This is a genomic window from Arthrobacter sp. H-02-3 (assembly GCF_003097355.1).
Taxonomy (GTDB): Bacteria; Actinomycetota; Actinomycetes; order Actinomycetales; family Micrococcaceae; genus Arthrobacter; species Arthrobacter humicola.
Genome location: NZ_PYUI01000033.1, coordinates 1 through 23,001 on the forward strand (window position 1 = coordinate 1; position 23,001 = coordinate 23,001).

20 protein-coding genes are annotated in these 23,001 nt (G+C 65.4%); 8 read left to right on the forward strand and 12 right to left on the reverse strand.

Going from position 1 to position 23,001, the window contains the following annotated elements:
* Positions 1-213: 213 nt before the first annotated feature.
* Positions 214-861, reverse strand: coding sequence for an SDR family NAD(P)-dependent oxidoreductase (locus tag C9424_RS20545; protein WP_237563596.1), 648 nt, complete (start codon positions 859-861; stop codon positions 214-216).
* 484 nt (positions 862-1,345) lie between these two features.
* Positions 1,346-2,197: a hypothetical protein gene (locus tag C9424_RS21360; protein ID WP_133247558.1), complete on the reverse strand. Its 852-nt coding sequence runs from the start codon at positions 2,195-2,197 to the stop codon at positions 1,346-1,348.
* Between the two features lie 302 nt (positions 2,198-2,499).
* On the opposite strand from C9424_RS21360, the gene C9424_RS20550 reads away from it, so the two are divergent.
* The 3 genes from C9424_RS20550 (at position 2,500) to C9424_RS21545 (ending at position 5,673) form a co-directional block, all read left to right on the forward strand.
* Positions 2,500-2,853: a hypothetical protein gene (locus tag C9424_RS20550; RefSeq protein ID WP_202615952.1), complete on the forward strand. Its 354-nt coding sequence runs from the start codon at positions 2,500-2,502 to the stop codon at positions 2,851-2,853.
* 527 nt (positions 2,854-3,380) lie between these two features.
* On the forward strand, positions 3,381-4,823 hold the full coding sequence (locus tag C9424_RS20555; protein ID WP_133247559.1) for an AAA family ATPase: 1,443 nt from the start codon (positions 3,381-3,383) through the stop codon (positions 4,821-4,823).
* A 367-nt stretch (positions 4,824-5,190) separates the two neighbouring features.
* Positions 5,191-5,673, forward strand: coding sequence for a hypothetical protein (locus C9424_RS21545; RefSeq protein ID WP_161958269.1), 483 nt, complete (start codon positions 5,191-5,193; stop codon positions 5,671-5,673).
* A 72-nt stretch (positions 5,674-5,745) separates the two neighbouring features.
* Here C9424_RS21545 and C9424_RS20560 read toward each other — a convergent pair whose 3' ends face one another.
* The 9 genes from C9424_RS20560 to C9424_RS20600 all read right to left on the reverse strand — a co-directional run bounded on the left by C9424_RS20560 (position 5,746) and on the right by C9424_RS20600 (position 17,785).
* Positions 5,746-7,779, reverse strand: a complete 2,034-nt coding sequence (locus C9424_RS20560) for an ABC transporter ATP-binding protein (protein ID WP_116768691.1) — start codon at positions 7,777-7,779, stop codon at positions 5,746-5,748.
* Entirely contained in the window at positions 7,776-9,518 is a 1,743-nt protein-coding gene (locus tag C9424_RS20565) for an ABC transporter ATP-binding protein (RefSeq protein ID WP_116768692.1), read from the reverse strand. Before C9424_RS20565 ends, C9424_RS20560 begins: the two co-directional genes overlap by 4 nt.
* A 177-nt stretch (positions 9,519-9,695) precedes the next feature.
* Entirely contained in the window at positions 9,696-10,853 is a 1,158-nt protein-coding gene (locus tag C9424_RS20570) for an ABC transporter substrate-binding protein (RefSeq protein ID WP_116768693.1), read from the reverse strand.
* 338 nt (positions 10,854-11,191) lie between these two features.
* Positions 11,192-12,583: an LLM class flavin-dependent oxidoreductase gene (locus C9424_RS20575; RefSeq protein WP_272914170.1), complete on the reverse strand. Its 1,392-nt coding sequence runs from the start codon at positions 12,581-12,583 to the stop codon at positions 11,192-11,194.
* The gene (locus C9424_RS20580; protein ID WP_116768694.1) at positions 12,580-13,527 is read right to left on the reverse strand and encodes a TauD/TfdA dioxygenase family protein; all 948 of its coding nucleotides are present in this window, start codon (positions 13,525-13,527) and stop codon (positions 12,580-12,582) included. Before C9424_RS20580 ends, C9424_RS20575 begins: the two co-directional genes overlap by 4 nt.
* Positions 13,528-13,574: 47 nt before the next feature.
* The gene (locus C9424_RS20585; protein WP_116768695.1) at positions 13,575-14,492 is read right to left on the reverse strand and encodes an ABC transporter permease; all 918 of its coding nucleotides are present in this window, start codon (positions 14,490-14,492) and stop codon (positions 13,575-13,577) included.
* The gene (locus tag C9424_RS20590; protein WP_116768696.1) at positions 14,492-15,430 is read right to left on the reverse strand and encodes an ABC transporter ATP-binding protein; all 939 of its coding nucleotides are present in this window, start codon (positions 15,428-15,430) and stop codon (positions 14,492-14,494) included. The genes C9424_RS20585 and C9424_RS20590 overlap by 1 nt, the downstream gene beginning before the upstream one ends.
* Complete coding sequence (locus C9424_RS20595) at positions 15,427-16,482, reverse strand: ABC transporter substrate-binding protein (protein ID WP_116768697.1); 1,056 nt, start codon at positions 16,480-16,482, stop codon at positions 15,427-15,429. The genes C9424_RS20590 and C9424_RS20595 overlap by 4 nt, the downstream gene beginning before the upstream one ends.
* Positions 16,483-16,864: 382 nt before the next feature.
* On the reverse strand, positions 16,865-17,785 hold the full coding sequence (locus tag C9424_RS20600) for a 2-hydroxyacid dehydrogenase (RefSeq protein WP_116768698.1): 921 nt from the start codon (positions 17,783-17,785) through the stop codon (positions 16,865-16,867).
* Between the two features lie 121 nt (positions 17,786-17,906).
* Here C9424_RS20600 and lhgO point away from each other — a divergent pair, with 121 nt between their 5' ends.
* From lhgO to C9424_RS20615, 3 genes are all read left to right on the forward strand, one after another.
* Positions 17,907-19,121 (forward strand): L-2-hydroxyglutarate oxidase, encoded by a 1,215-nt coding sequence (lhgO, locus tag C9424_RS20605; protein WP_237563597.1) that lies wholly within the window; start codon positions 17,907-17,909, stop codon positions 19,119-19,121.
* A gap of 164 nt (positions 19,122-19,285) precedes the next feature.
* Positions 19,286-20,182 carry a serine hydrolase gene (locus tag C9424_RS20610; protein ID WP_116768700.1) on the forward strand — a complete coding sequence of 299 codons (897 nt, stop codon included), beginning with the start codon at positions 19,286-19,288 and terminating at the stop codon, positions 20,180-20,182.
* Positions 20,183-20,396: 214 nt separating this feature from the next.
* Complete coding sequence (locus tag C9424_RS20615) at positions 20,397-21,062, forward strand: response regulator transcription factor (protein ID WP_116768701.1); 666 nt, start codon at positions 20,397-20,399, stop codon at positions 21,060-21,062.
* A gap of 51 nt (positions 21,063-21,113) precedes the next feature.
* On the opposite strand, the gene C9424_RS20620 is transcribed toward C9424_RS20615, so the two are convergent.
* The gene (locus C9424_RS20620) at positions 21,114-21,293 is read right to left on the reverse strand and encodes a hypothetical protein (RefSeq protein ID WP_116768702.1); all 180 of its coding nucleotides are present in this window, start codon (positions 21,291-21,293) and stop codon (positions 21,114-21,116) included.
* A 533-nt stretch (positions 21,294-21,826) separates the two neighbouring features.
* Here C9424_RS20620 and uraD point away from each other — a divergent pair.
* Positions 21,827-22,324 (forward strand): 2-oxo-4-hydroxy-4-carboxy-5-ureidoimidazoline decarboxylase, encoded by a 498-nt coding sequence (uraD, locus tag C9424_RS20625; protein ID WP_116768703.1) that lies wholly within the window; start codon positions 21,827-21,829, stop codon positions 22,322-22,324.
* Positions 22,321-22,662, forward strand: a complete 342-nt coding sequence (uraH, locus tag C9424_RS20630) for a hydroxyisourate hydrolase (RefSeq protein WP_116768704.1) — start codon at positions 22,321-22,323, stop codon at positions 22,660-22,662. The genes uraD and uraH overlap by 4 nt, the downstream gene beginning before the upstream one ends.
* Positions 22,663-23,001 lie beyond the last annotated feature (339 nt).

Consider the following 23,001-nt stretch of genomic DNA (forward strand, 5'->3'; position numbering starts at 1 on the left):
CCCACCCCCCCCCCCCCCCCCCCCCCCCCGGGGGGGCGGGGGGGGGGCCCCCCCGCCCCCCGCGTCTGTGCGGTGCCGCTCCCCTACAGCGCGGACCAGCCGCCGTCGGAGGCGAGGATGGCGCCGTTGACGTTGGTGCCGCAGTCGCTGGGCATGAAGGTGATGGAGGCGGCGAGCTGGGCCGCGGTGGCGGGGGTGGGACGGTGGCCTGCATCAGCGGGCCGAGGCGTTCGGCCGCGAGCTGGGATCCCCAGGTGCCCACGATGTTGGTGATGGTGGGGCCGGGGCCACGGCGTTGAAGCGCAGGCCCTTGGGCCCGTACATCACGGCCGAGTTCTTGGTCAGACCGACGACGGCGTGCTTGGACGCGGTGTAGGCGGCGCCGGCGGCTGACACGCGCAGGCCGGCCTCGGAGGCGAGGTTGACCACGGAGCCGGTGCCGGCGTCCAGCATCAGCGGCACCACGGCGCGGGTGAGGCGCATGAGGGCGGTGACGTTGAACCGGAAGACGCGGTCCCAGAGCTTGTCGTCCACCTCGTGGATCGGGGCGAAGTTGTCCATGATGCCGGCGACGTTCGCCAGGGCGTCGACCCGTCCGCCGGCATGGGCGACGACGGCGGCCACGGTCTCCTCGGTGGAGATGTCGCCGGCCACGGGGACCAGGTCCAGCCCGGCGATTTCGGCCACCAGGTCGTCCAGGCGTTCCTTGCTGATGTCGGCGGCGACGACCCGGCCGCCTTCCCTCGCGATGCGCAGTGCGGTGGCCTGTCCGATGCCCGAGTCCGCGCCGGTGACGATGATGGTCTTGCCGGCGAATCGGCCAGCAGTGACGGCTTCCTGCCATGTAACTCCGTTGCCCATGAGTCCTTTCAGACGTTGCTGACGGTGATGCCGCCCAACTTATGACACTCTGTATCATTATGGAAGGGTGAATGCTGGCCCAGGCGCCGATGCGCTGCCTACAAGTACAGCGAAGCAGTGGCACTCCCCGTCAGTTTTTTGACGACGGCAGGGGAAAATAGAGTTGGCCCAGAAAAACCCGTCTAGCTCACGGCACACATTGAGCAAATTGGGGAGCACAACGCGTCCCGGTCAGCCGGGCGCACATGGTCCTCGACGAAGGCCCAACAACCGAACGCCGATGAGAGTGCATAAGTACATTCACGTTTTTGCTTTTTCTTACGGCTCCTGCTGCGGCCCTATTGCTCCGCCGGGCTGAGCCGTCTGAGACGCTACGGCCGCGCGCTGCGTATCTTACAAGCTGGCTCCCCACTTCTGCTGTCTCGGTGGAAGTGCAAACGATTTCGTGCTGTACGCAGTCGATCTGTCTCGCGAAGACAGACCACTATTTCACGGACTTCCTTCCTTTTCCGGTTTTACCTTTTTTTCTCTGTAAAGTTTCAGGAGCCTCCGCAGCTGGCCGAAATTGATCACGGAACCACTTTCTGAAAACTGAATATGCTACTGACAAAGCACTTGCAATTCCTAAAAGTAACGGCCACTGGTTATCGAACCAATACTTCAAGTGATCGATTTCAGTTGCACGAACTTTCACAGGCGTAACAAAAGACGCCTCAGTGTCAGTGGCGTAAAGGCGCTCCGGGTTTGGGTCTGGGTCCTCTCTCGTCACGAGAATGGCTGGACGAACCTCGAGCCTAAGTTCCTGATCGACGGGTTGTATGGCAGTGACAGACCAAGACCACTCAACGACACCCAAAGGTGTGAATTCCTGATTGACCATCACAGAATCTCCGTCAATCTTTATTCCAGCTCCCACGGCAGTCAGCCTGGCCGCTAGTCTGCATTTGACGTCAATTCTTTCGAAACCGGTACTGCCAGACGCAACGATCACATCGTCAGCTGGCAGAGGGGCATCCCGAATATCCACGGCCGCGTTGTATGTGACTGAGTCGTTCACAGCGATCGAGAGCTCCTTCGGATAGTCCACTTGGGCCGTTCGCCATTTCTGAACGCCATTTTCACAATCTCGCTGAAAGGCCTCGACAGTGCCGCGCTGAGAAAGGGGGATATCCCCTTGGTTTGAATCCCGCCAAAAGAATTCCCTGCCCGTCCCTGGCGGGCCGATGAGGCGGGCTTCTGAGCCGGGCACACCAGCCATCACGGCTATGAACAGCCCGCTGAGCGAAGCACCAATCAGGGCAGCATTCCAATTCTGCTTCGCGAGTCGTCTTAACACGCACACAGTCTAGCTGTGCTATTCCGGTACGTTAGCGACACGACTGCAGAGGCCATTTGCCGCGTCGGTGAGCAAACGCCAATAACAGCTCATCTGGAAACCAGCACCAGGCACCTCTCACGGATACTTCGACTGAGCATCCACTGTCACCCGTCCTCTTCCGGGCCATTTGGGCAAAATTGATGTGCATCTGACGTCGTGCCGGGAGGTCCACGGTCGCCGACTGGCTGAGCGATCCCAGGGCGCGGGTCGTTGCCCCGGGCCGGACGGAATGACGAAGTTCGCGCCGGGAGGCTGGGAGGATGGCTCATCTGGGGCTGCATGGAGCCGGAGACCGCGGCTTCCGGGCCGGGGGGTTCGAGTCTCAGCCTTCCGTCCTGCCGGACCTCGCGGTCATGCGCGACCGGCTGCGGCTGATCGCCGAGCATCCCGAACTGGCGCGCCGGAGCTACGAGTCCCTGGCACCGCGGCGCGAACGGGCCCGGCCCTACCTGGTCTCGGCCGGCGCCCCCGAAGACGTGGCGGGGTATCTGTGCGCCGCGCTGATCGGCGCGACATTCGAGGCGTGGATGCAGCAGGCCGCCGGGGCGGATCCGGATCCGGTGCCGTATTTGGTGGCGGCGGTTGGTGTGCAGCGGGTGCCTGAGACGGGATAGGCCAAGCTTTTCGCCGTCCCGAGTGCAATCTTCGCCGAGCAGTCCGGGTTCATTGCGGCCAGACCATCACGTTACTCGGCTCGTGGGACAGCAATCTGAGCTGATCGATGAGACACGTCGCTGCTTGGACAATGAACATGCGACTTGCATGGCATGATCAACACTGCATGAATGTTGACACTTGAGGACGACTTTCCGCAGCCAACCGACTAAAAAGACGGGATATCAGCGTGGCAAGAGTTACTAAATGGGGCGTTAGTGATTTCAAAGCGCTTTCTGGCGCCAGTCTTGATCTATCTCCGTTGACAATAATCTCAGGTGCGAATAGCTCCGGAAAGTCGTCAATACTGCAATCTTTATTGCTTCTCGGTCAGACCGTGAGCCGCGGCGGATCAATCGTCTTGAATGGCCCACTCGTCAGACTCGGCCTTCCCAAGGACGTCGTCCGAAGTGGACAGAAAACCACACAATTCGAATTGTCTGTCAAAGTAGACATCGGCACTCGACAAAAACCTAAGACTACGCAAGTGACGGTGACACTCTCGTTTGCCCCAGACGCGACCAACTCGACACTGGCTTTGAGCGCATTGGAGATATTCAATTCGGAGGACGATTCGGTGGTCCTGGCAGCGACGGCAGAGCGAATAAATTCCGCTGACGCCGCAAGGATTCGCGAAATTACTAGTAATGATGTGACGCACCTACGCATCACAACCATTTCTGGGAAAAAAGCGCCAAACAGAATGTATTTGGCATGCATTGGACTTCTACCCGTGTCAATAGTTTTGCATCGAGACAAAGCCACAATTCAAAAGCAAATGCTTGTGGCCCTTCACGCTTTCAGCGGCAGCGAGAGAATGCCGTATGAAACCATGCTGGAGATAGGTCGATACGTCGATAGGGACTCATTCCTTCGAGAAATTGGAAAGCAAGTTCCTACCGAAGACGCTAACACCCAGTCAGGTCAACGTTCCCAGACTGCAACGACGCGCTGGAGTGCACGAGATATTCGGCTGCTCAGTTCGAGCGAGCTCGATACCCTCCTGCAAAGGACCGCAACGGAGAGATCCAAGAATGAATGGGTTGTAGCATCTTTCAACCAGTTCGGATATTACTCCTCCAGTGGCCTCAGGTTCGGTGGGCCCAGCATTCATTCTGATGGGGCTTTGGAGGATTTGGTGTCAAGTGAGTTTGAGGCACCACTGCTGTATCTCATGAGCATCGGACAGGCCCTTCAAACCTTCGGGACTTCAATTCGCTATTTGGGCCCCCTGAGGGACGAACCCAAAGTCGTTCACGGGGTTTGGGATGAACGTGTTGACTCGCTTCCGGTAGGGATACGCGGCGAGCTCACGGCAGAGGTGCTGACAAGGAGAAAATCAGATTACATCCAATACCGAGACTGGAATAATAGACCAGCTAAGAAGTCCCTTCCCGACGCCGTCGCGGATTGGTGCAATTATTTAGGTCTCGGAGACCACATCAACGTCTTGGATCTTGGCAAACAAGGTCGAGGTATCGAACTTCGCGTGAATGGCGTGCATCGTGATTTGACCACTATCGGAGTCGGCGCCAGCCAACTACTTCCAGTTCTAGTAGCCGGGCTTACCGTACCAATTGGGTCAATTGTCATGGTCGAGCAACCAGAGTTGCATCTGCACCCGAAGGTCCAATCCAGATTGGCGGATTTCTTTTTGTATGCCCGCCCTGGGGTGAAGTTCCTGATTGAAACTCACAGCGAATATCTCATCACTCGAATTCGAAGGCGTGTTGCCGAAGGAAAAGTTTCTCCGACTACGGTGAGAGTAATGTTTGCTGAACAACATCAGGGTGCCACTTCAGTGCGGACTTTGGGAATGTCGGAGTTTGGTGATTTCGAGGTCTGGCCAGATGGTTTCTTCGACGCCCAAGATGACGATTCGCTGGAGATAGTCCGGGCCGTAGCGCTTCGCTTGGGCGGGAACGACTGAAATGCATCCCGTCCTCCTTCTCGACCCCGGACTGGTCGTCCCTCGGCCAAGTCAGAACCCCCAGGTACTAGCCAACTTTTGGCTTCGATTCGCTGAATGGACGCGGGATGATCGAGCGCGTCTTGGTAGCCGCGCGTACGAGCAACTCAGTCATTTCTCCGCTGAACTACACAGAGCTGACTATGTCCCAACTCCACTGCGGAAGACGGTTCACAGCACCGTTGGGAAGATACTCTCCAAGGGGCCTCTGACACACACCAAGATCGACTGCGACTCAGCTCTCACTACGCGCTACCTTGGTGAAATTGCTGATGGGCGAGCCCTGATCGATGACCTCGTCGGCACCGCTGAAAATGCTCGCGTTGTATTGGGCACCGACTCAACATTTTGGGAGTCTGACGTTGTCGAGATCGGCTGCGCGCCGCCGCCTCCGGGCAGCATTGCCCTGCATTTCAGGCCCGGACTACCAACGCCGCAAGAACGCCGAGAGGTTATGGCGAAATGGTTTGCGAGTCGGAAAATACTTGCCGTCGGAGGGCAAGCTGACCGTCATATAAAGCAGAGTATTTTCGACAACCTCGGCGTTAGCCCTGACAATTTCTCCTGGATTTCGAGCGAATACAACAAGAAAGCATCCAATGTTGGATCGGTCATCAAAGGTCTCCAAGCAGGCTCCTCAATTGTCGTCTGCATCACAGGAAAAGTCGGGCACTCAACCAGCCGCAGCGTTGAAGTGGCCTGCAGAAAAGGATCAATCGCGTATAACTACGTTGAGTTTGCATCTGGACTGCAAGATCTATTGGAGGAAATCTTCGAGACCCAATCTCAGCTGGAAAGTCTGAATCCCTAGATGAAAGGGCCCAAGCCGGACGCGCACCCGCACTGACCTCGGACCTCGGACCTCACACTCTAATTTAGCCGTCTAGACCTCCGCCACCGGAGCAGCGAACTGCGCCGCATACAGCGCCGCGTATGCACCGCCCGCGGCAAGCAACTGGGCGTGCGTCCCCTGTTCCACGATCTGCCCGGCCTCCATCACCAGGATGAGGTCGGCGTCGCGGATGGTGGAGAGGCGGTGGGCAATAACGAACGAAGTCCGGTCCGAGCGCAGCGCGCTCATGGCCTTCTGCACCAACACCTCGGTGCGGGTATCCACCGAGCTCGTGGCCTCGTCCAAGATCAGCACCGACGGCCGGGCCAGGAATGCCCGGGCGATGGTGAGCAGCTGCTTCTCGCCGGCGGAGACGTTGCCGCCCTCGTCGTCGAGCACGGTGTCGTAGCCCTCCGGTAGGGACCGAACGAACCGGTCCACGTACGTCGCCCGGGCCGCCTCCAGGATCTCCTCCTCCGAGGCGCCGGGCCGTCCGTAGGCGATGTTGTCCCGGATGGTCCCGCCGAACAGCCAGGTGTCCTGCAGCACCATGCCCATCCGCGAGCGCAGCTCGTTGCGGGTCATCGCGGTGACGTCCACGCCGTCGAGCGTGATCCGGCCGGCGTCGAGCTCGTAGAAGCGCATCATCAGGTTGACCAGGGTGGTCTTGCCCGCGCCGGTGGGGCCCACGATGGCCACGGTCTGGCCCGGCTCCGCGACCAGGCTGAGCGACGAGATCAGCGGCTTATCTGGGGAGTAGGAGAAGGACACGTCCTCAAACACGAGCCGCCCCCGGCCCCCGTCAGGCGCCACTGAAGGCGAGGGATCAGCGGACTGCTCCTCGGTATCCAGCAGCTCGAACACCCGCTCGGCGGAGGCCACGCCGGACTGCAGCAGGTTCGCCATGGACCCCAGCTGGGCCAGCGGCTGGGTGAACTGCCGGGAGTACTGGATGAACGCCTGCACGTCGCCGAGCTGCATCGCCCCGGCGGCCACCTGCAGGCCGCCCACCACGGCGATCCCCACATAGACCAGGTTCCCGATGAACGTCATGGCCGGCATGATCAGCCCGGAAATGAACTGCGCGCCGAAGCTCGCCTGGTACAGCTCCACGTTCTTCTGCCGGAACCGCTCCTCCACCTCACGCTGCCGGCCGAACACCTTCACCAGGGCGTGCCCGGTGTACGTCTCCTCGATCTGCCCGTTCAGCTCGCCGGTGTGCCGCCACTGCGCGACGAACAGCTTCTGCGAGCGCTTGGCGATCACGGCAGTGGTCACGAGGGTCAGCGGAATGGTCACCAGCGCGATGATGGCCAGCGTGGGCGAGAGCAGCAGCATCATCACCAGCACACCCACGACGGTCAGCAGCGAGGTCACGGCCTGGCTGATGGACTGCTGCAGGCTCTGCGAGATGTTGTCGACGTCGTTGGTGACCCGGCTGAGCAGCTCGCCGCGCTGCACGGAGTCGAAGTAGCGCAGCGGCAGCCGGTTGATTTTAGCCTCGATCCGTTCGCGCAGCCGGAACACCGTGCGCTGGACGACGCCGTTGAGAATGTACGCCTGCATCCAGCCGAACGCCGAGGCCAGGACATACAGCACCAGCGCCCACAGCAGCACGGTGGCCAGCGCGGTGAAGTCGATTCCGGTGCCGGGCGTCAGCGTCATAGCGCTGAGCATGTCCGCTTTCTGGTTCTCCCCGGCGGCGCGCAGCTGGGCAATCAGCTGCTCCTGGCTTACCCCGGCGGGCAGCTGCTTGGACACGACGCCGGCGAAGATCAGGTTGGTGCCCTCGCCCAGCAGCCGGGGCCCGATCACCGAGAACGTCACGCTCACGACGGCGAGCATCAGGACCAGCGTCAGCCACAGCCGCTCGGGCCGCAGCTCCCCCAGCAGCCGCTTCGCGGACGGCCAGAAGTTCATCGCCTTCTCCACCGGAATGTTCATCCCGGCAAACGGGCCGCCGCGGCCGGGGCCTCCCGCCGGGCGGGGAATCCGCATCGGGGCCTGCGCGCCGGGAGCCGTGCCGGGGGCGACGACGGGTGCCCCGGTGGCGGAGGGTGTCGGAGCCTTGTCGGTGCGGCTCATACGGCCTCCTCCGCTGCGAGCTGGGAATTAACAATCTCCTGGTACGTCTCGGACGTCGCCAGCAGCTCCTCGTGGGTGCCGTGCGCGACGATCCTGCCGCGGTCCAGCACCAGGATCTGGTCCGCGTCCACGATGCTGGAGACCCGCTGGGCGATGATCACCATGGTGGCCCCGGCCGTGCTCTGCTTGAGGGCCAGCCGCAGCCGGGCATCCGTGGCGGTGTCCAGTGAGGAGAAGGAGTCGTCAAAGATGTAGAGCTCGGGCCGCTTCACCAACGCCCGGGCAATCGCGAGCCGCTGCCGCTGGCCGCCGGAGACGTTAGTGCCGCCCTGCGAGATCGGCGCGTCCAGCCCGCCCTCCATCTCCTGCACAAAGTCCTGTGCCTGGGCAATGCTAAGTGCCTGCCAGAGCTCGGCCTCGGTGGCGTCGGGCTTGCCGTAGAGCAGGTTGCTGCGCACCGTTCCGGAGAACAGGTAGGGCTTCTGCGGAACCAGGCCGATGTGCCCCCACAGCAGGTCCGGGTGGAGCTCGCGCACGTCCACGCCGTCGATCCGCACCGAGCCGGACGTCGCGTCGAAGAGCCGCGGCATCAGGTTCACCAGGGTGGTTTTGCCGGAGCCGGTGCTGCCGACGATCGCCGTCGTCTGCCCCGCGCGGGCGGTGAAGCTTACGTCGGAGAGCACCGGCTGCTCGGCGCCCGGGTAGGCGAACCCGACGTCGCGCATCTCCAGTTCGCCCCGGGCAGCCCGCCCGGCCGCGCGCGAAACCGGACGCAGCGGTGGCCGGACGCTGGATTCGGTCCCAAGCACCTCGCTGATCCGGTCCGCCGAGACCGAGGCCCGCGGGATCATGATGGCCATGAAGGTGGCCATCATGACGGACATGAGGATCTGCATCAGGTAGCTCAGGAACGCGATCATGGTGCCCACCTGCATGGAGCCGTCCTCGATCCTGAACGCCCCGAACCAGATCACGGCCGCGCTGGAGACGTTGAGCACCAGCATCACGGTGGGGAACGCGAGCGCCATGAGCCGCCCGGCCCGCAGCGCGGTATCCGTGACGTCCTCATTGGCGCGGGCAAAACGGGCGGTCTCCACGTCCTCCCGGACGAAGGCCCGCACCACCCGGATGCCGGTGAGCTGTTCGCGCAGGACCCGGTTGACGGCGTCGATCCGGGTCTGCATGAGCCGGAACAGCGGCACCATCCGGATGATGATCGACCCCACCGCGGCCAAGAGCACGGGCACGCTGACGGCGATCAGCCAGGACAGCTGCAGGTCCTGCCGCATGGCCATGATCACCCCGCCGATACAGAGCATGGGCGCCGTGACCATGAGCGTGGCGGACATCAGGACGAGCTGCTGGACCTGCTGGACATCGTTGGTGGAGCGGGTGATCAGGCTGGGCGGACCGAAGCGGGTGACTTCCTGCTCGGAAAACTCCGCCACCCGGGTAAAAATGGCGCCACGGACGTCCCGGCCCAATGCCATCGCGGCCTTCGCGCCGAAGTACACCGCGGCGATGGTGCAGGCGATCTGCAGCAGGGTCACCATCAGCATGATGCCGCCGATGCGCAGGATGTAGTCCGTGTCCCCCTTCGCGACGCCCTGGTCGATGATGTCCGCATTCAGGGTGGGCAGGTAGAGCGAGGCGATGGACGCCGCCAATTGGAAGACGACGACGGCGAGCAGCAGCCGCCGCTGCGGCCGCAGGTATTCGACGAGCAGTTTCCAGAGCATCCGCTCTCCAGTTCACGCGTCTCGGACAGTTTCACACAGAACGATGTGAGGGTCAGTTTACGTCCGGATGCCGTGAGCGGGCCGGGTTCCTCTCAGGGCGAATCGAGGGCAGGGCGGCACTCCGACACTCCTCGCATCAGCGAGGAGAACCGGCACTGCCGCCCTGCGGGGTGTTCGTTAGTCCTTGCCGAGGCCTTGGGCGGAGATCTTCTTGCCGGCGACGGCGTTGAGGGCGGTGAGGTCGAAGATGCCGCTGATGTTGGCCTGCTTGGTGGTGCCGGCGTCGACACCGTCCTGGAGCAGCTTCTTGTACGTCCCGGCCAGCGGGTCGATCGTGAAGACAATGTTCTTCAACGACCGGTCGATCACATCCGCCGGCAGCGCCGAGCCGGCCGCGGCCTTGAGCGCGGCATTGAGGACCGTGGCCTTCTCGCCCGCCGGAGCCGCGTTGAGCCAGTCCACGGATTCCACATGGCCCTTCAGCAGCGCCTGCACCGTGGCCGGGTGCTCCGCGGCGAACTTCTTGTTCACGATCAGCACCGTGGTGGGGAACTCGCCGGGCTTGCCAGACAGTGAACCGTCCCACAAATCCTTCTCATCGACCAGGACCTTCGCACCGGCCTGCAGCACCAGGCGCGAGGCCCAGGGCTCCGGGAGCCACGCCCCGTCAAGCTTGCCGTCCTGGAACAGCTTCAGGGTCTGGGCGTTCTCGGTCGGGTTGATCGCGACATCCCCGCCGCCGTCCGTGGAGGTCTTGAACCCCTGCTTGCCCAGCCACGCCCGCAGCGCCACATCCTGGGTGCCGCCCAGCTGCGGAGACGCGAGCGTCTTGCCCTTCAGGTCCGCCGCCGAGGTGATCCCGGGCCTGACCACCAGCTGCGCCCCGCCGGACGCGGCACCGGCGATGATGCTGACCGACGCACCGCCGCTCTTGACGTAGGAGTTGATCGCCGGGTTCGGGCCGATGTACGTCGCGTCGATCGCCCCGGCGTTCAGGGCCTCGATCGCGGCCGGGCCGGCATTGAAGACCTGCGTGGTCAACTTCGTCTGGCCGAGTTCCTTGGCGAGGAACCCCTTATTCACCCCGACCAGGGCCGGGGCGTGCGTGATATTGCCGAAATAGCCCAACCGCAGCTCCGCAGCCGGGCTCGTGCCCGCCACGGCCGCCGAGGCGGTTTCCGGGCCGCGGGACAGCGTGGAAGCCACCGCAGCGCCTCCTCCAATCAGCAGCACTAGGGCGGTGACGAGAGCGATCTTGCGACCGCGGGGACGCTTGGAGCCTCGGGATTCGCCCGCAACGATGCGGGTGGACCCTGGCTGGTCATTGGATGTCATGGAAAAGTCCTTCAGTGAATGGGGATCCGGAGCGGGTCCGTGGCCGGTGGCCAGATCAGGGCGCAATGGCCGGGTGACCGGGTGACCGCATCGGCGGCATGGCATGACACTACGGACCTGCCCGGATCCCGATCAACGGCCGGCGACACCAAAGGTCACCCGCGGAAACGGGAGGTCACCCGCGGACACGGAACGTCACGCGGCGCCGCAAACCTTCACCGGATCCCGCGCAGCTGAGGGGTCCCGGTCGCAGAAACCATGACCCCTCAACAGCACGACGGTGTGACGGTGCGGTGTCCCACGTGTGCAAACGGACCCGCACGGCGGCTCCGCCCGGATCACCGCCCCGAGACCAGGACCACCTCCCTCTGCTGGCCGGAGGTGTCGGTCCGGCTAAGCCCGGTGGCCTGCGCGAAGGAGTTGGCGGGCCGGGCCAGCCCGTAGTGTTCCCGCAGGGTCCGCCCGGTGTATTCGCGCCGGAAGAGTCCGCGGTCCCGCAGGATCGGAATGACGTGGTCCACGAAGGAGTCCAGGCCGGACGGGAGCACGGGCGGCATGATGTTGAAGCCGTCCGCTGCCCCGGCTTCGAACCAGTCCTGGATCGCGTCGGCCACCTGCTCCGGCGTGCCGGAGAACGTGCGGTGTCCGCGGCCGCCCCCGAGCCTGCCGATGAGCTGGCGAACGGTCAGGCGCTCCCGCCGGGCAAGGTCCACGATCAAGGTGTATCTGCTCTTGGCCCCTTCAATCTCGTCCTCGGAGGGCAGGTCCTCCGGCAGCTCGGCGTCCAGCGCCAGGGAATCCGGGGAGACGCGAAGCACGCCGGCGAGCTGACGTCGGGCGTGCTCGGGGTGGATGAGCTCGTCGAGTTCCTTCTCCAGCCGCAGGGCTTCGGCCTCGGTGGAACCGATGACAGGGACGATGCCCGGGAGCACCTTGATGGATTCCGGGTCCCGGCCGGCGGCAGCAGTCCTCTGCTTCAGCTCGGCATAGAAGCGCTGCGCGTCGGGCAGGGTCTGCTGGGCGGTGAACACCGCTTCGGCGTAGCGGGCGGCGAAGTCCTTGCCGTCCTCCGAAGAACCGGCCTGGACAATCACGGGGTGGCCCTGGGCGGAGCGGGGCACGTCCAGCGGACCCTGGACGCTGAAATACGTCCCCGTGTGGTTGACCGGGTGGACACGGGTGTTGTCTCCCCAGATCCCGGCGCCCTTGTCCCCCACCTGGGCGTCGTCTTCCCAGCTGTCCCAAAGCTTGCGGGCGACGTCGAGGAATTCCGCGGCCCGCTCGTACCGCCGGGCGTGGGCCGGCTGGTCCTGCAGGGAGAAGTTCCTCGCTGCTGCGTCCCCGGCGGTGGTGACGACGTTCCACCCGGTCCGTCCGCCGCTGATGTGATCCACGGAGGCGAACCGCCGGGCCAGGTTGTAGGGGTCGTTGTAGGTGGTGGAGGCGGTCGCGATCAGCCCGATGCGTTCGGTGACGGCGGCGATGGCCGCGAGCAGGACGGTCGGTTCCAGGGTGCCGTAGGGGCGCTGGCCGACGTCGCCGTGCAGCACCGGGGAGTCCGCGAAGAAGATGGAGTCGAACGTTCCGCGTTCCGCTGTCCGGGCCAGGCGCTGGAAGTGGGCGATGTCCGTCCCGGCGAAGCTGTCGCTTTCCGGCAGCCGCCACGAGGCTTCGTGGTGCCCGGTGCTCATGAGGAACGCGTTCAGGTGCAGCTCCCGTGCCCCGCTCACAGCCGGCCTCCGGACACGTCGGCGGGCAGAACGACCGTCTCGGAATAGGTGGAGGAATCGCCCTGGATGGACGAGCTGCTGCGTCCGTCGATGCCCCGCGGGACATCGCCGGCGACGGTGACCCGGTTCAGCTGGCGGGGCTGGCTGTCATAGTTGTCCGGGGCGTAGTGCTGGGTGATGCGGTTGTCGAAGAGCACCAGCTGGTCCGGTTCCCAGTTCACGCGGACCACGTTCTCCGGGCGGGTGACGTAGGCCTGCAGCAGGCGCAGGATGTCTTTGGATTCGGTGTTGGACAGGCCCACGATGCGCAGCCGCTGGGCGAAGCCGCCGATGAACAGGCCCCGTTCCCCGGTCAGGGGGTGGACCCGGACCACGGGGTGTGCGGTTTCGAACTTGAGCCGCGTGAACTCCTTGCGGCGTTCCTCGGCGTTCTCATGTTCGAGGTTCTTGGGCACCGAGTAGTCGTAGTCGTTCGTGTGGATGGCCCAGAGGGTGTCCGCGAAGTTCCGCAGTTCCTCCGGCAGGTCGGTGTAGGCACCGGCCGAGGAAGCGATCAGGGTCTCGCCGCCGTAGGCCGGAAGAGTGATGCTGCGCAGGGTGGAGGCCTGCGGCGGGTTCACGACGAACGTGACGTCCGTGTGCCAGGTGTTCGCGGAGCCGTTTTCGCTGTCCACCGGCAGGACCGCCGGCTTGCCGTCGACGGATGCCACGGTGGGGTGTGCCTGGGTGAGCGGGCCGAAGCGGCTGGCGAAGCGGACCTGGGCGTCGTCGTCGTGGATGTTGGCGTCCCGGAAGACGAGGGCCTTGTGGGTGTTCAGGGCCTCACGGATCTGGGCGATGGTGGCGTCGCTGAGGTCGCTGCTGAGGTCCAGGCCGCGGATTTCGGCGCCGATGCGCGCGCTGAGCTTCCGGAATTCGAGTCGGGTTTCGGTAGTTGTTGACATGGTGTTTGGGTCCTTAGGTCTGTCGGGCGGAGGTGAGCTTGGCTGGCTTAGTTTGATTGGGATCCGACGGCGGTCCGCCACCGGGAGAAGTGCCGTTCGACGGCGACCAGCAGGTAGTTGACCAGCAGGCCGAGCAGTGCGACGGTCAGGATCCCGGCGTACATGTCCGGGATCAGGAAACTGGACTGCGCGTTGACGATCAGGTACCCGAGGCCGGCCTTGGCGCCGACCATTTCCGCGGCGATGAGCACCAGGATTGAGGACGTTCCCGCCATCCGGATTCCGGTGAAGATGGTCGGCACCGCCGAGGGCAGGATGACCTTCTGGAACAGCCGGAAGTTGGACAGCCCCAGCGAACGGGCGGCGCGGATGAGCAGCGGATCCACGGTCCTGACGCCGGCGATGGTGTTTAGCAGCACGGGGAAGAACGCGGCGTACGCCACGATGCTGATCTTGGATGTCTCCCCGATGCCGAGTAGGAGGGTGAAGACCGGAAGCAGGGCCAGCGCGGCCGTGTTCCGGAAGACCTCCAGCAGCGGGTTCAGGAACCGGTCAAGGGACCGGTACCAGGCGACCAGCAGGCCAAGAGCGACGGCGGCCACAACGGCGATGCCGAAGCCGATGGCGGACCGGGTCAGGCTTGCCGCCAGATGGTCCTGCAGCTGGCCCTTGGCAATGAGGGAACCCAGGGCCCGCAGGACCTCATGGAGCGGAGGGAGGAAAACCCTGGTCGAGGCCGAAGCGAGGTACGTAGGCCCGAATTCCCAGAGCAGAAGAAACAGCAGGATGGCGCCCGAGGCCCAGATCCCGCGGCCGGCGGTGCGGGCACCGGCACGGATCAGGGAGGCAAGCCGCCTGGTTGCCCGGGGCGGCGGGATCTGCCCGGTGCCGGCCGCCGGGATGGCAGCGGCCGGAGGCGCGGCTGGAGCCCCGCCGGTGGCCTTGGTCAATGTTGGAGCGGTCATCAGGCTGCCCTTTCCTTGCTGAGCTGCCCTTTGCTGAGCTGGCCCTTGCCGAGTTGGGGTGCCTCGTCGGGTGCTGACCCGTCCGGCCGGATTTTGGCGTGCCCGGCTTTCTGGGCCTTCCGGACCTCCTCGTGCAGCAGCGACCAGACCTTGTGCCGGTGCTGGACGAAGACGGCGTCGGAGCGGACATCCCCGTCACCGCTCCGGTCCCCCAGATCAATGTCCACGACCTGTTTGAGCCGGCCGGGGCGGGAGCTGAGCACGGCCACCCGCTGGCCCAGGTACACGGCCTCGTCGATGCCGTGGGTGATGAAAATGATGGTCTTGCCCGTGGACCGCCAGATACGCAGGAGTTCCTCCTGGAGCTGCTCGCGGGTCTGGGCGTCCAGCGCCGCGAACGGTTCATCCATGAGAAGAATGTCCGGCTCATACGCGAGGCTCCGGGCGATCGCCACGCGCTGCTTCATGCCGCCGGAGAGCTCATGCGGGTACCGGTCCTCAAAGCCGGACAGTCCCACCAGGTCCAGATATTCGCGGGCCTTCTCCGCACGCTCCTTGCGGCTCAGCCGCCGCCCGTCGCTGCCGGGTCCTTCGAGGCCGAAGGCGACGTTGGCGGCTGCGGTGCGCCATGGGAAGAGGGCGTACTGCTGGAAGACGACGGCACGATCCCGGCCCGGGCCGGTAATTTCCTTGCCGTCCACGAGCACCTGGCCCGTGTCGGGCCGGGTGAGCCCGGCCAGGAGGTCCAGGAGGGTGGTCTTGCCGGATCCGCTCGGACCGACCAGCGTGATGAACTCGCCCGCGGCGACGTCCAGGGTGATGCCCTCCAACGCCGTCAGGGTGGAGCCCTCGGGCTGCTCCTTGCTGGGCCGGACCGTGAACTCCTTCCCGACGTTCCGCAGACTGATTTTCGGCGTCGGGCCCGTACCGCGGGTCACGACGCCGCCCCCTTCAGCAGCCCGTTGAAGTCGTTCGTGTAGTACTTGGACGGGGTGATATCGCCGCTGACGACGCCGGTGTCCTTGAGCCAGGCGTTCCAACGGCTGAAGTCCTCATCGCTGATGGCGCCCTTGGACGGGACACCGACGCTCTTCCAGTACTTCAGGGTTGCGGTGCTCTCGGAGCGCTTGCGCTTGTCGATGATGCTCGTGAACCGCGCGATCACCTCGCCACGGGGCGTGCTGCGTTCCCACTCAATGGCCTTGGCCACGCCCGTGGTGAAGATCTTCGTGGTTTCCGGGTTCTTCTCGATGAAGTCCTTGCGCAGGACGATCTGGCCGCCGGCGAAGGTTCCGAAGAGTTCGTAGTCGTTGAACAGGGACCGCAGGCCGCCCTTGGCGACAGCGTTATCCTGCAGCACTCCGCCGAGTGCCCCGACGTCGACCTGTCCGCGGCGGATGGCCTCCTCGGTGTCGTTCGGCGGAACGACGACGAGTTGCACCTGCTTGATTTCGTCCTGGCTGAGTCCGTTCTTCTTCAGGTAGCTGTTGATCACGGCATCCGAGTGGGCGCCCAGCGTGTTGACGGCGATCTTCTTGCCGATCAGATCCCGTGGCGTCCGGATGGGACTGTCCTGGGTGACGTAGAAGCCGTTGAAGGTCTTCTCGTCTTCGCCGTAGTAATTGATCACCGCGGTGACCGGGGCTCCGGCTTCGATGAGCTTCACCACGGCGCCGGAGAAGGCGCCGCCGAAGTCAGTTGCGCCTGTCGCGGCTGACTGGATGCTTGCCGGGCCGCTGATGGTGTTGCCCACCCAGTTCAGCTTCACGTTCCCGAGGTAACCGAGGTCCTCCGCCAGCTCGGGCAGCGTGACACTGTTGGCCGAGCCCTCGTAGCGGAGTTCTGTCACTTCGGGCGTACCGGGCGTGCTCCCCGCCGGGGCCTGAGCGGCCGCCGGGCCGCCGCAACCGGACACCACCAGCGAGACCGCCACGGCCGCGGCCATGCCCAACGCGGGGAAAAATCTTGCAGGTAAGAGTCGGTTTTTCATAGCGGATTCTTTCTGGATTCGATGGTGCGAACCGGACCGGCCGGCTCGTGTCCACCATGAGAGCAGAGATGAATCCCGGCCGACAGGGCCCCGGACATCCAGAGAAACCGCACGTAACCGGCCGACGAAAACCGCATCAGAAAGAAAGAAGTACCCGAGGAGACGCATCAGGAAGCAGTGTGTAACCCGGCGGACGCACGCGGTCATTTGCGGCCGTCCCGGGACACACCCGGGCACCCTTCAGAGGGCAGCATGAAGCCAGCGTTACTTCCGGCGGCTGGGCATGACGGGACTCCCGCCCCACCGGTCATGACCAGCGCACGAAAAATTTCCCCGGGGCGTGGCCGATTGTTACGGAGCCCGCGCGGCCGAGTAGGGGCCGTCAGCCGTTCAGCACTACGTTCGCCGGCGGCTCGCCCGCCAGCATCAGGTCGATCTGCCGCTGGAGCAGCCGTCCCATCCGCGGCCGCATCGCCGAGCTCGCCCCGCCCACGTGCGGGCTGATGATGACGCCCGGGGTCCGCCACAGCGGGTGGTCCTGCGGCAGGGGCTCGGGATCGGTGACGTCCAGCGCGGCGCGGATCCGGCCGGTGGCTGTGTGCCGGACCAGGGCGTCGGTGTCCGCTACCGGGCCGCGGGCCACATTCACCAGCAGGGCGCCGTCGGGCATGGCCGCGAGGAAGGCGTCGTCCACGAGGTGCCGGGTGGAGTCGCTGAGCGGAACCCCCACCACCACGATGTCGTGCTCCGGCAGCAGCGCGTGGAGCTCCGCAATGCCGTGAACGGGGCCGCGTTCGTCCGTCCGTTCCCTGCTGGCCACCCGGGTCACGCTGGTCTCGAACGGAAGGAGCCGGTCCTCGATCGCCTTGCCCACCCCGCCGTAGCCAACGATCAGCACGCGGCGGTCGGCCAGGCTGGCGGTGGGCCGGGCATCCCACCGGCCCTCCTGCTGGTTCCGGATGAGGCGGGGGAACTCGCGCTGGCTGGCCAGGATGAGGGCCAGCGCCAGCTCCGCGGTGGAGGTTTCATGGACACCGGCTGCGTTGGCGAAGACCCTGCCGGAGGGCAGGAAGTCCGCCACGCCGTCGTACCCGATCGACTGGCTCTGGACCAGCGCCGTGTCCACGGTTTCCAGGCGTTGCAGGACCTGCGGGCCGCCCATGTACGGCGGCACCACGATGTCGATCCGCGGGCGGGGCGGCTCACCGGCGAAGTCCCATTCCAGGACGGTGACGTCCGGGTGCGGCTGAAGGTATTCACGCAATGCGGCGTCCGGCAGGCTGACAGTAATATTCCGGGTCATGATTGCCAGCGTAGTAGAACCGCCGGCCGTGCCTCACGGCGCGGACTCCCCTGACATCCGGGCGCCGTTCGGGATAGGGTCCACAACAACAGGCGTTGGAGTGCAGGGGAAGGCGGCGCGCGTGGCGGCTCGGATCGGGATCATCGGCGGCGGGATCGTGGGCATGGCGATTGCCCGTGCCCTGGTCCGGACCGGGGACTTCCACGTCACGGTCCTGGAAAAGGAGCACCGGGTGGCCGCGCACCAGACAGGCCACAACTCCGGCGTGGTGCATGCCGGCCTCTACTATCAGCCGGGATCCCTCAAGGCCGTCCTGTGCGCCCGCGGCCGGGCCCTCACCCGTGACTTCTGCCGGGACAAGGGCCTGCCGTACCGCGAGCTCGGCAAGCTGGTGGTCGCGGTGACCGAGGCGGAACTGCCGCGGCTCGCTGAGATCGAGCGCCGCGCCCGGGAGAACCGCGTCCCGGACATGAGACGGCTCACCCGGGCGGAACTGCGCGAGGTCGAGCCGCACGCCGCGGGCGTCGCGGCCGTCCACTCACCGCACACCGCCGTCGTGGACTACGCCGCCATCACCGAAGCCATGGCGCAGGATGTGCGGAGCGGCGGCGGATCCGTGCTCCTGGGCCAGGAGGTGACGGCCGTCAACAATGCCGGCGGCGCCGTGCACGTCTCCACACCGGCCGCCACGCACATCTTCGACCGGCTGGTGGTGTGCGCCGGACTGCAGTCGGACGTCGTGGCCAGGATGGTCGGGGCCAGCCCGTCGCCTGCGATCCTGCCGTTTCGCGGCGAGTACTGGGTGATGGCCGCCGCCCGGAGCCACCTGGTCCGGGGCATGATCTACCCGGTCCCGGACCCGCGCTTCCCGTTCCTGGGCGTGCACTTCACCCGCGGCGTGTACGACGACGTCCATGTGGGCCCCAACGCGGTGCCGGCCCTGGCCCGGGAGGGCTACTCGTGGGCCAAGGTGTCCCTGCCGGACACGCTGGCCTCGCTCCGGTGGCCCGGCGCCCCGGCCCTGGCCCGGCAGCACTGGCGGATGGGCGCCCGGGAAATCTCGGCGTCGCTGCTCAAACCGCTGTACTTCCGCCAGGCCCGGCAGTTCCTGCCCGAACTGCAACCCGGCGACCTCGCCAGGAAAGCCGGCGCCGGAGTCCGCGCCCAGGCGTGGGCTGCCGACGGTTCCCTGCTGGACGACTTCGCCGTGGACAGGCTGGGCGCCGTCACACTGCTGCGCAATGCGCCCTCCCCGGCGGCGACCTCCGCCCTGGCGATCGCCGACTACGTCCTGGAGCACCACCTGCAGATCGCCCCGCACCAGCTGCGCTCCTAGGACTTTGGAAAGACTTCGGGCGGCGCCCCGCGCGGTCCGTGGACTTCGCCTGCGGCCGCGCCTAACGTCGGAGACACCACCCTTGCCAGTCAAGAACCTGTCGAAACGATCCGCCCCAGCACGCGTGTGCTGAGCACCCAGTTAAGTCCGGAGGGCCCACGCACATGACGACTCCGGGCCCGCGGCCGGCCGCGCCTCACCACCGCCGGAACGTGATTCTGGTTTGGGCCGCCGCCGTGCTGGTGCTGGCCGCCGTCGTCGTCTTCGGTGCCATCCGCACCGGACCGTCGCCCGAGGGCGACTTCCTGACCGTCAGCCACAGGCAGGCGCGAAGCCAGTCAGCCGCGGCGCCGGCGCCCTCGCCCCGCGCCGCCGTCGACCTCCCCGCCGAGATCCAGCGGATCATTGGCGGACACCCCGATCACAGGATCGGCGTCGCCATCATGGACACCAGCGACGGAGCGCTGCAGAGCTACGGCGATGTGGCACCATACACGGCGGCGAGCACGGCGAAGGTCCTGACGGCTGCCGCCTACTACCACCTCGTGGAAACCGGCGAAAAGTCGCTCGATACTCAACTGGGCGCGTTCACGGCCGCGTTCCAGCTCAAGGCCATGATCAACACCAGCAGCGACGACTCGTGGATCCTGCTGATGCAGGATATCGGCTACCCCCGACTGAGCGACTTCGCCGCCACCCTGGGCATCACCTACGATCCCGAGCAAAACCTCCTGGCCCCGGCCGACATGGCCCGGCTCCTCCAGCAACTCTCCACGGGCAAGCTCCTCAATACCGGGCACACCGCGGAGCTGCTGGGCTACATGCAGCACACCAATGATGAGGACCTCATCCCGGCGGCGGTCTCCCCGGAAATCACCGTCCACCACAAGTACGGCGTGGTGGAAGGATACGTCCACGACGCCGCGCTGCTCAGTGCGGGCGACCGCTCCTACGCGGTGGTCATCTACACGTGGGGCCCGGACGACGCCGACAGCGCGGCCCGTCTGGACCTCATCCACGAGCTGACGCATCAGCTCACCGGTGCCCTGTTCGGGCAGTAGCAGCACGCGGACGGTTAATAGTCCGAATATCAACCGTTCAAGGGTGGCGCACGCACCGTTACAGGGGCAGGATGAAAGAAGGCCCCGGAAGCCCTCCCGGTTCACGTAAGCGACGGCGCAATTTTTCCAGCGTCCGGCTTCGCGCGGACTGCACCGCGCCGATGCGCACGGACGTGGCGGACCGTCCGGAGCCGGGCTGTTCCTGGGAGTCGCCATGATCCGCATCCTCATAGCCGAAGACGACGAACGCATGTCCCGCTTCGTCGAAGAGGGCCTGCGCGCGGCCGGCTACGCCCCGAGCGTGGTCGCCGACTCCGTCACGGCAGTGGACCTGGCGGCCAGCGGCGAATTCGATCTCCTGCTCCTGGCTGCAGGGCTTCGCCGGCTTGACGGCTTCGCTGTCCTGGCGGCCCTACGCCACAGGCAGGCGGGGATCCCGGTCATCTTCCTCACGGCCCCCGGGTCACCCGCGGATACTCTCGAAGCGCTGGAGGGCGGCGCCGACGACTGCATCGTCGAGCCGTTTCCCCTCGAGGAACTGGAGGCCCGCGTCCGGGCCCGGCTACGCGCAGCCGACGCCGGCGATCCGCTTAGGGGCAGCATCATGCGCTACGGCCCGCTGGAGCTGAACCTGCACGCCCTCACGGTCAGCGTCGATGGCAGGACAGTGGAGCTCTCCGCCCGCGAATTCGCCTTGGTGGAAATGTTCCTGCTGCACCCGGGACAGGTCCTGAGCCGGCAACAACTGCTCAGCCACGTCTGGGGCCGCGACTTCGACGGCACGTCCAACGTGGTGGACGTGCATGTGCGGCAGTTGCAGCTGAAGATCGGCGCAGACCGCATCCTCACCGCCCGCGACGCCGGCTACCGCCTGGGGTAGCGCCCTCGGCCTACACAGCCGGCAGCACTCGCCGGCGGATTCTGCTGGCGTCTACCGGCCGAACAGCTTGGCGAAGAAGCCGGTCTTGGTGGTGGTTTTGGGGCTGGTTTCGCCCTCATGGCCGCGGCAGCGGTCGGCACTGGGGACGCCCCGCATGACCTGGTCAACATGCTGGCCGCAACCGGCCCAGGTGGTCTTTCCGCACTTCTTGCAGGCAACTGCACGGCACATCCGGGTACTCCTCTGTCGGTGGGTCTAAGGTGTTCAGCATACCCCCAGGGGTATATGACCAGCAAATCCGTTGCACCAGGAAGAAGTCGCTCACGAGGGGTGGATTGGGGGCCGTTGCGGGCGGACGATGGAAGTACCGGACCCCGCACCTACGCCGGGCAGAATCCGGAGGCGAGCCGCCCATTGCGAACGGGCGAGCTAAAACCGGGAGAGCCGGCAGGCACCGGAGACAACACACCAGGGCGGAATGCGCACCGCGGGGACTGGGAAAAGAGCGACGTCGCAACGATTCACGGCTGAGCCCAGCCGTTTTCGCGACGATTTCAGACAAGTGCGCCCCGGATCCGGGGTGCGCCTGTCCGTTTCCGTAGCGGTCACCGGAATCCGCCGCGGAATCCGGCCGCCGGTTGACACCCGGCACACGGTACGGTTCAATCTTTTGCATATGCTGAAATAACAGTTCCACGATACGAATATCTTGTCCGTATAGCCCTACGCCGTGGATGCCAGCATTGACACAAAGGATCTGGCACATGCTGTTGGAAGACTTTAACGCGGTCGGACGTGCCGAGGCCGCGGCCGCGCTGCGACCCTGCCTGGACATAGAGCGCTGGATCGAGGAGATCGTCCAGGGCCGGCCCTTCGGCAGCGCCGCGAGCCTTCTGGAAGCGGCCAACCGTGCGGCGGAACCCTTTACCGGGCAGGAGGTGGAGGCCGCCCTGGCCCACCATCCACGCATCGGCGAACGGGCCGCAGGAAACAGCACGGAGGCCCGGCTCTCCCAGTCGGAGCAGGCAGGCCTGGGCACTCCGGACCCGGCCGTTGCGGCGGCCATCGCCGAGGGGAACCGGAGCTACGAAGAAAAATTCGGCCAGGTCTTCCTGATCCGCGCCGCCGGCCGCAGCCGGGAGGAAATCCTCGCCGCCCTCAACACCAGGCTCGCGCACACCCCGGAACAGGAACAAACAATCATCGGCCAGCAGCTGCGCGAAATCGCGGTACTCCGACTCGAAGGACTGATCGGCACATGAGCACCTCCCACGTCACCACCCACGTCCTGGACACCGGCACCGGCAAGCCCGCCGCCGGTGTCGCCGTCACCTTCCACAGGCTCGACGGCGAGCGCTGGGTCAAGATCGCGGCAGGCGCCACGGATGACGACGGCCGCATCAAGTCCCTCGGCCCGGACAAGCTTCCGTCCGGCACGTACCGGCTGGGCTTCGACACCGGACGCTACTACGAGGCCGCCGGGACCGAGACCTTCTTCCCCGAGGTCACGCTGACCTTCGCGGTGTCCGAATCCCAGGACCACTACCATGTCCCGCTCCTGCTGAGCCCCTTCGCTTACTCCACGTACCGCGGCAGCTAACCAAACCCTCGGGCCGTTATTAGGCGCACGCCCGCTCCGCCATCCACCCCGAATCACACCGGGAACAGGCTCCCTGTCGGATGGCGGGGCGAAGCCATGCCCAGGCACGGCCCGCACAGCATCGCCGGAACTCCGGCACCCCGGCCCCCGGCCCCCGTCCTCCGCAACCCTGGCGCCCCGCCCGGGCGCCCCACAGTGGAACCCCGCCCCAGTCACAAACGACATTCTTCGCTCGAACGCAACGGGCAGGCCCGCATCCCTTGACAGTGGCCCGCGTCACTTCTATTCTCAATTTTGGGATCCCAAATTGGGATCCCAAAACAAGCAAGCTTGCCCGGG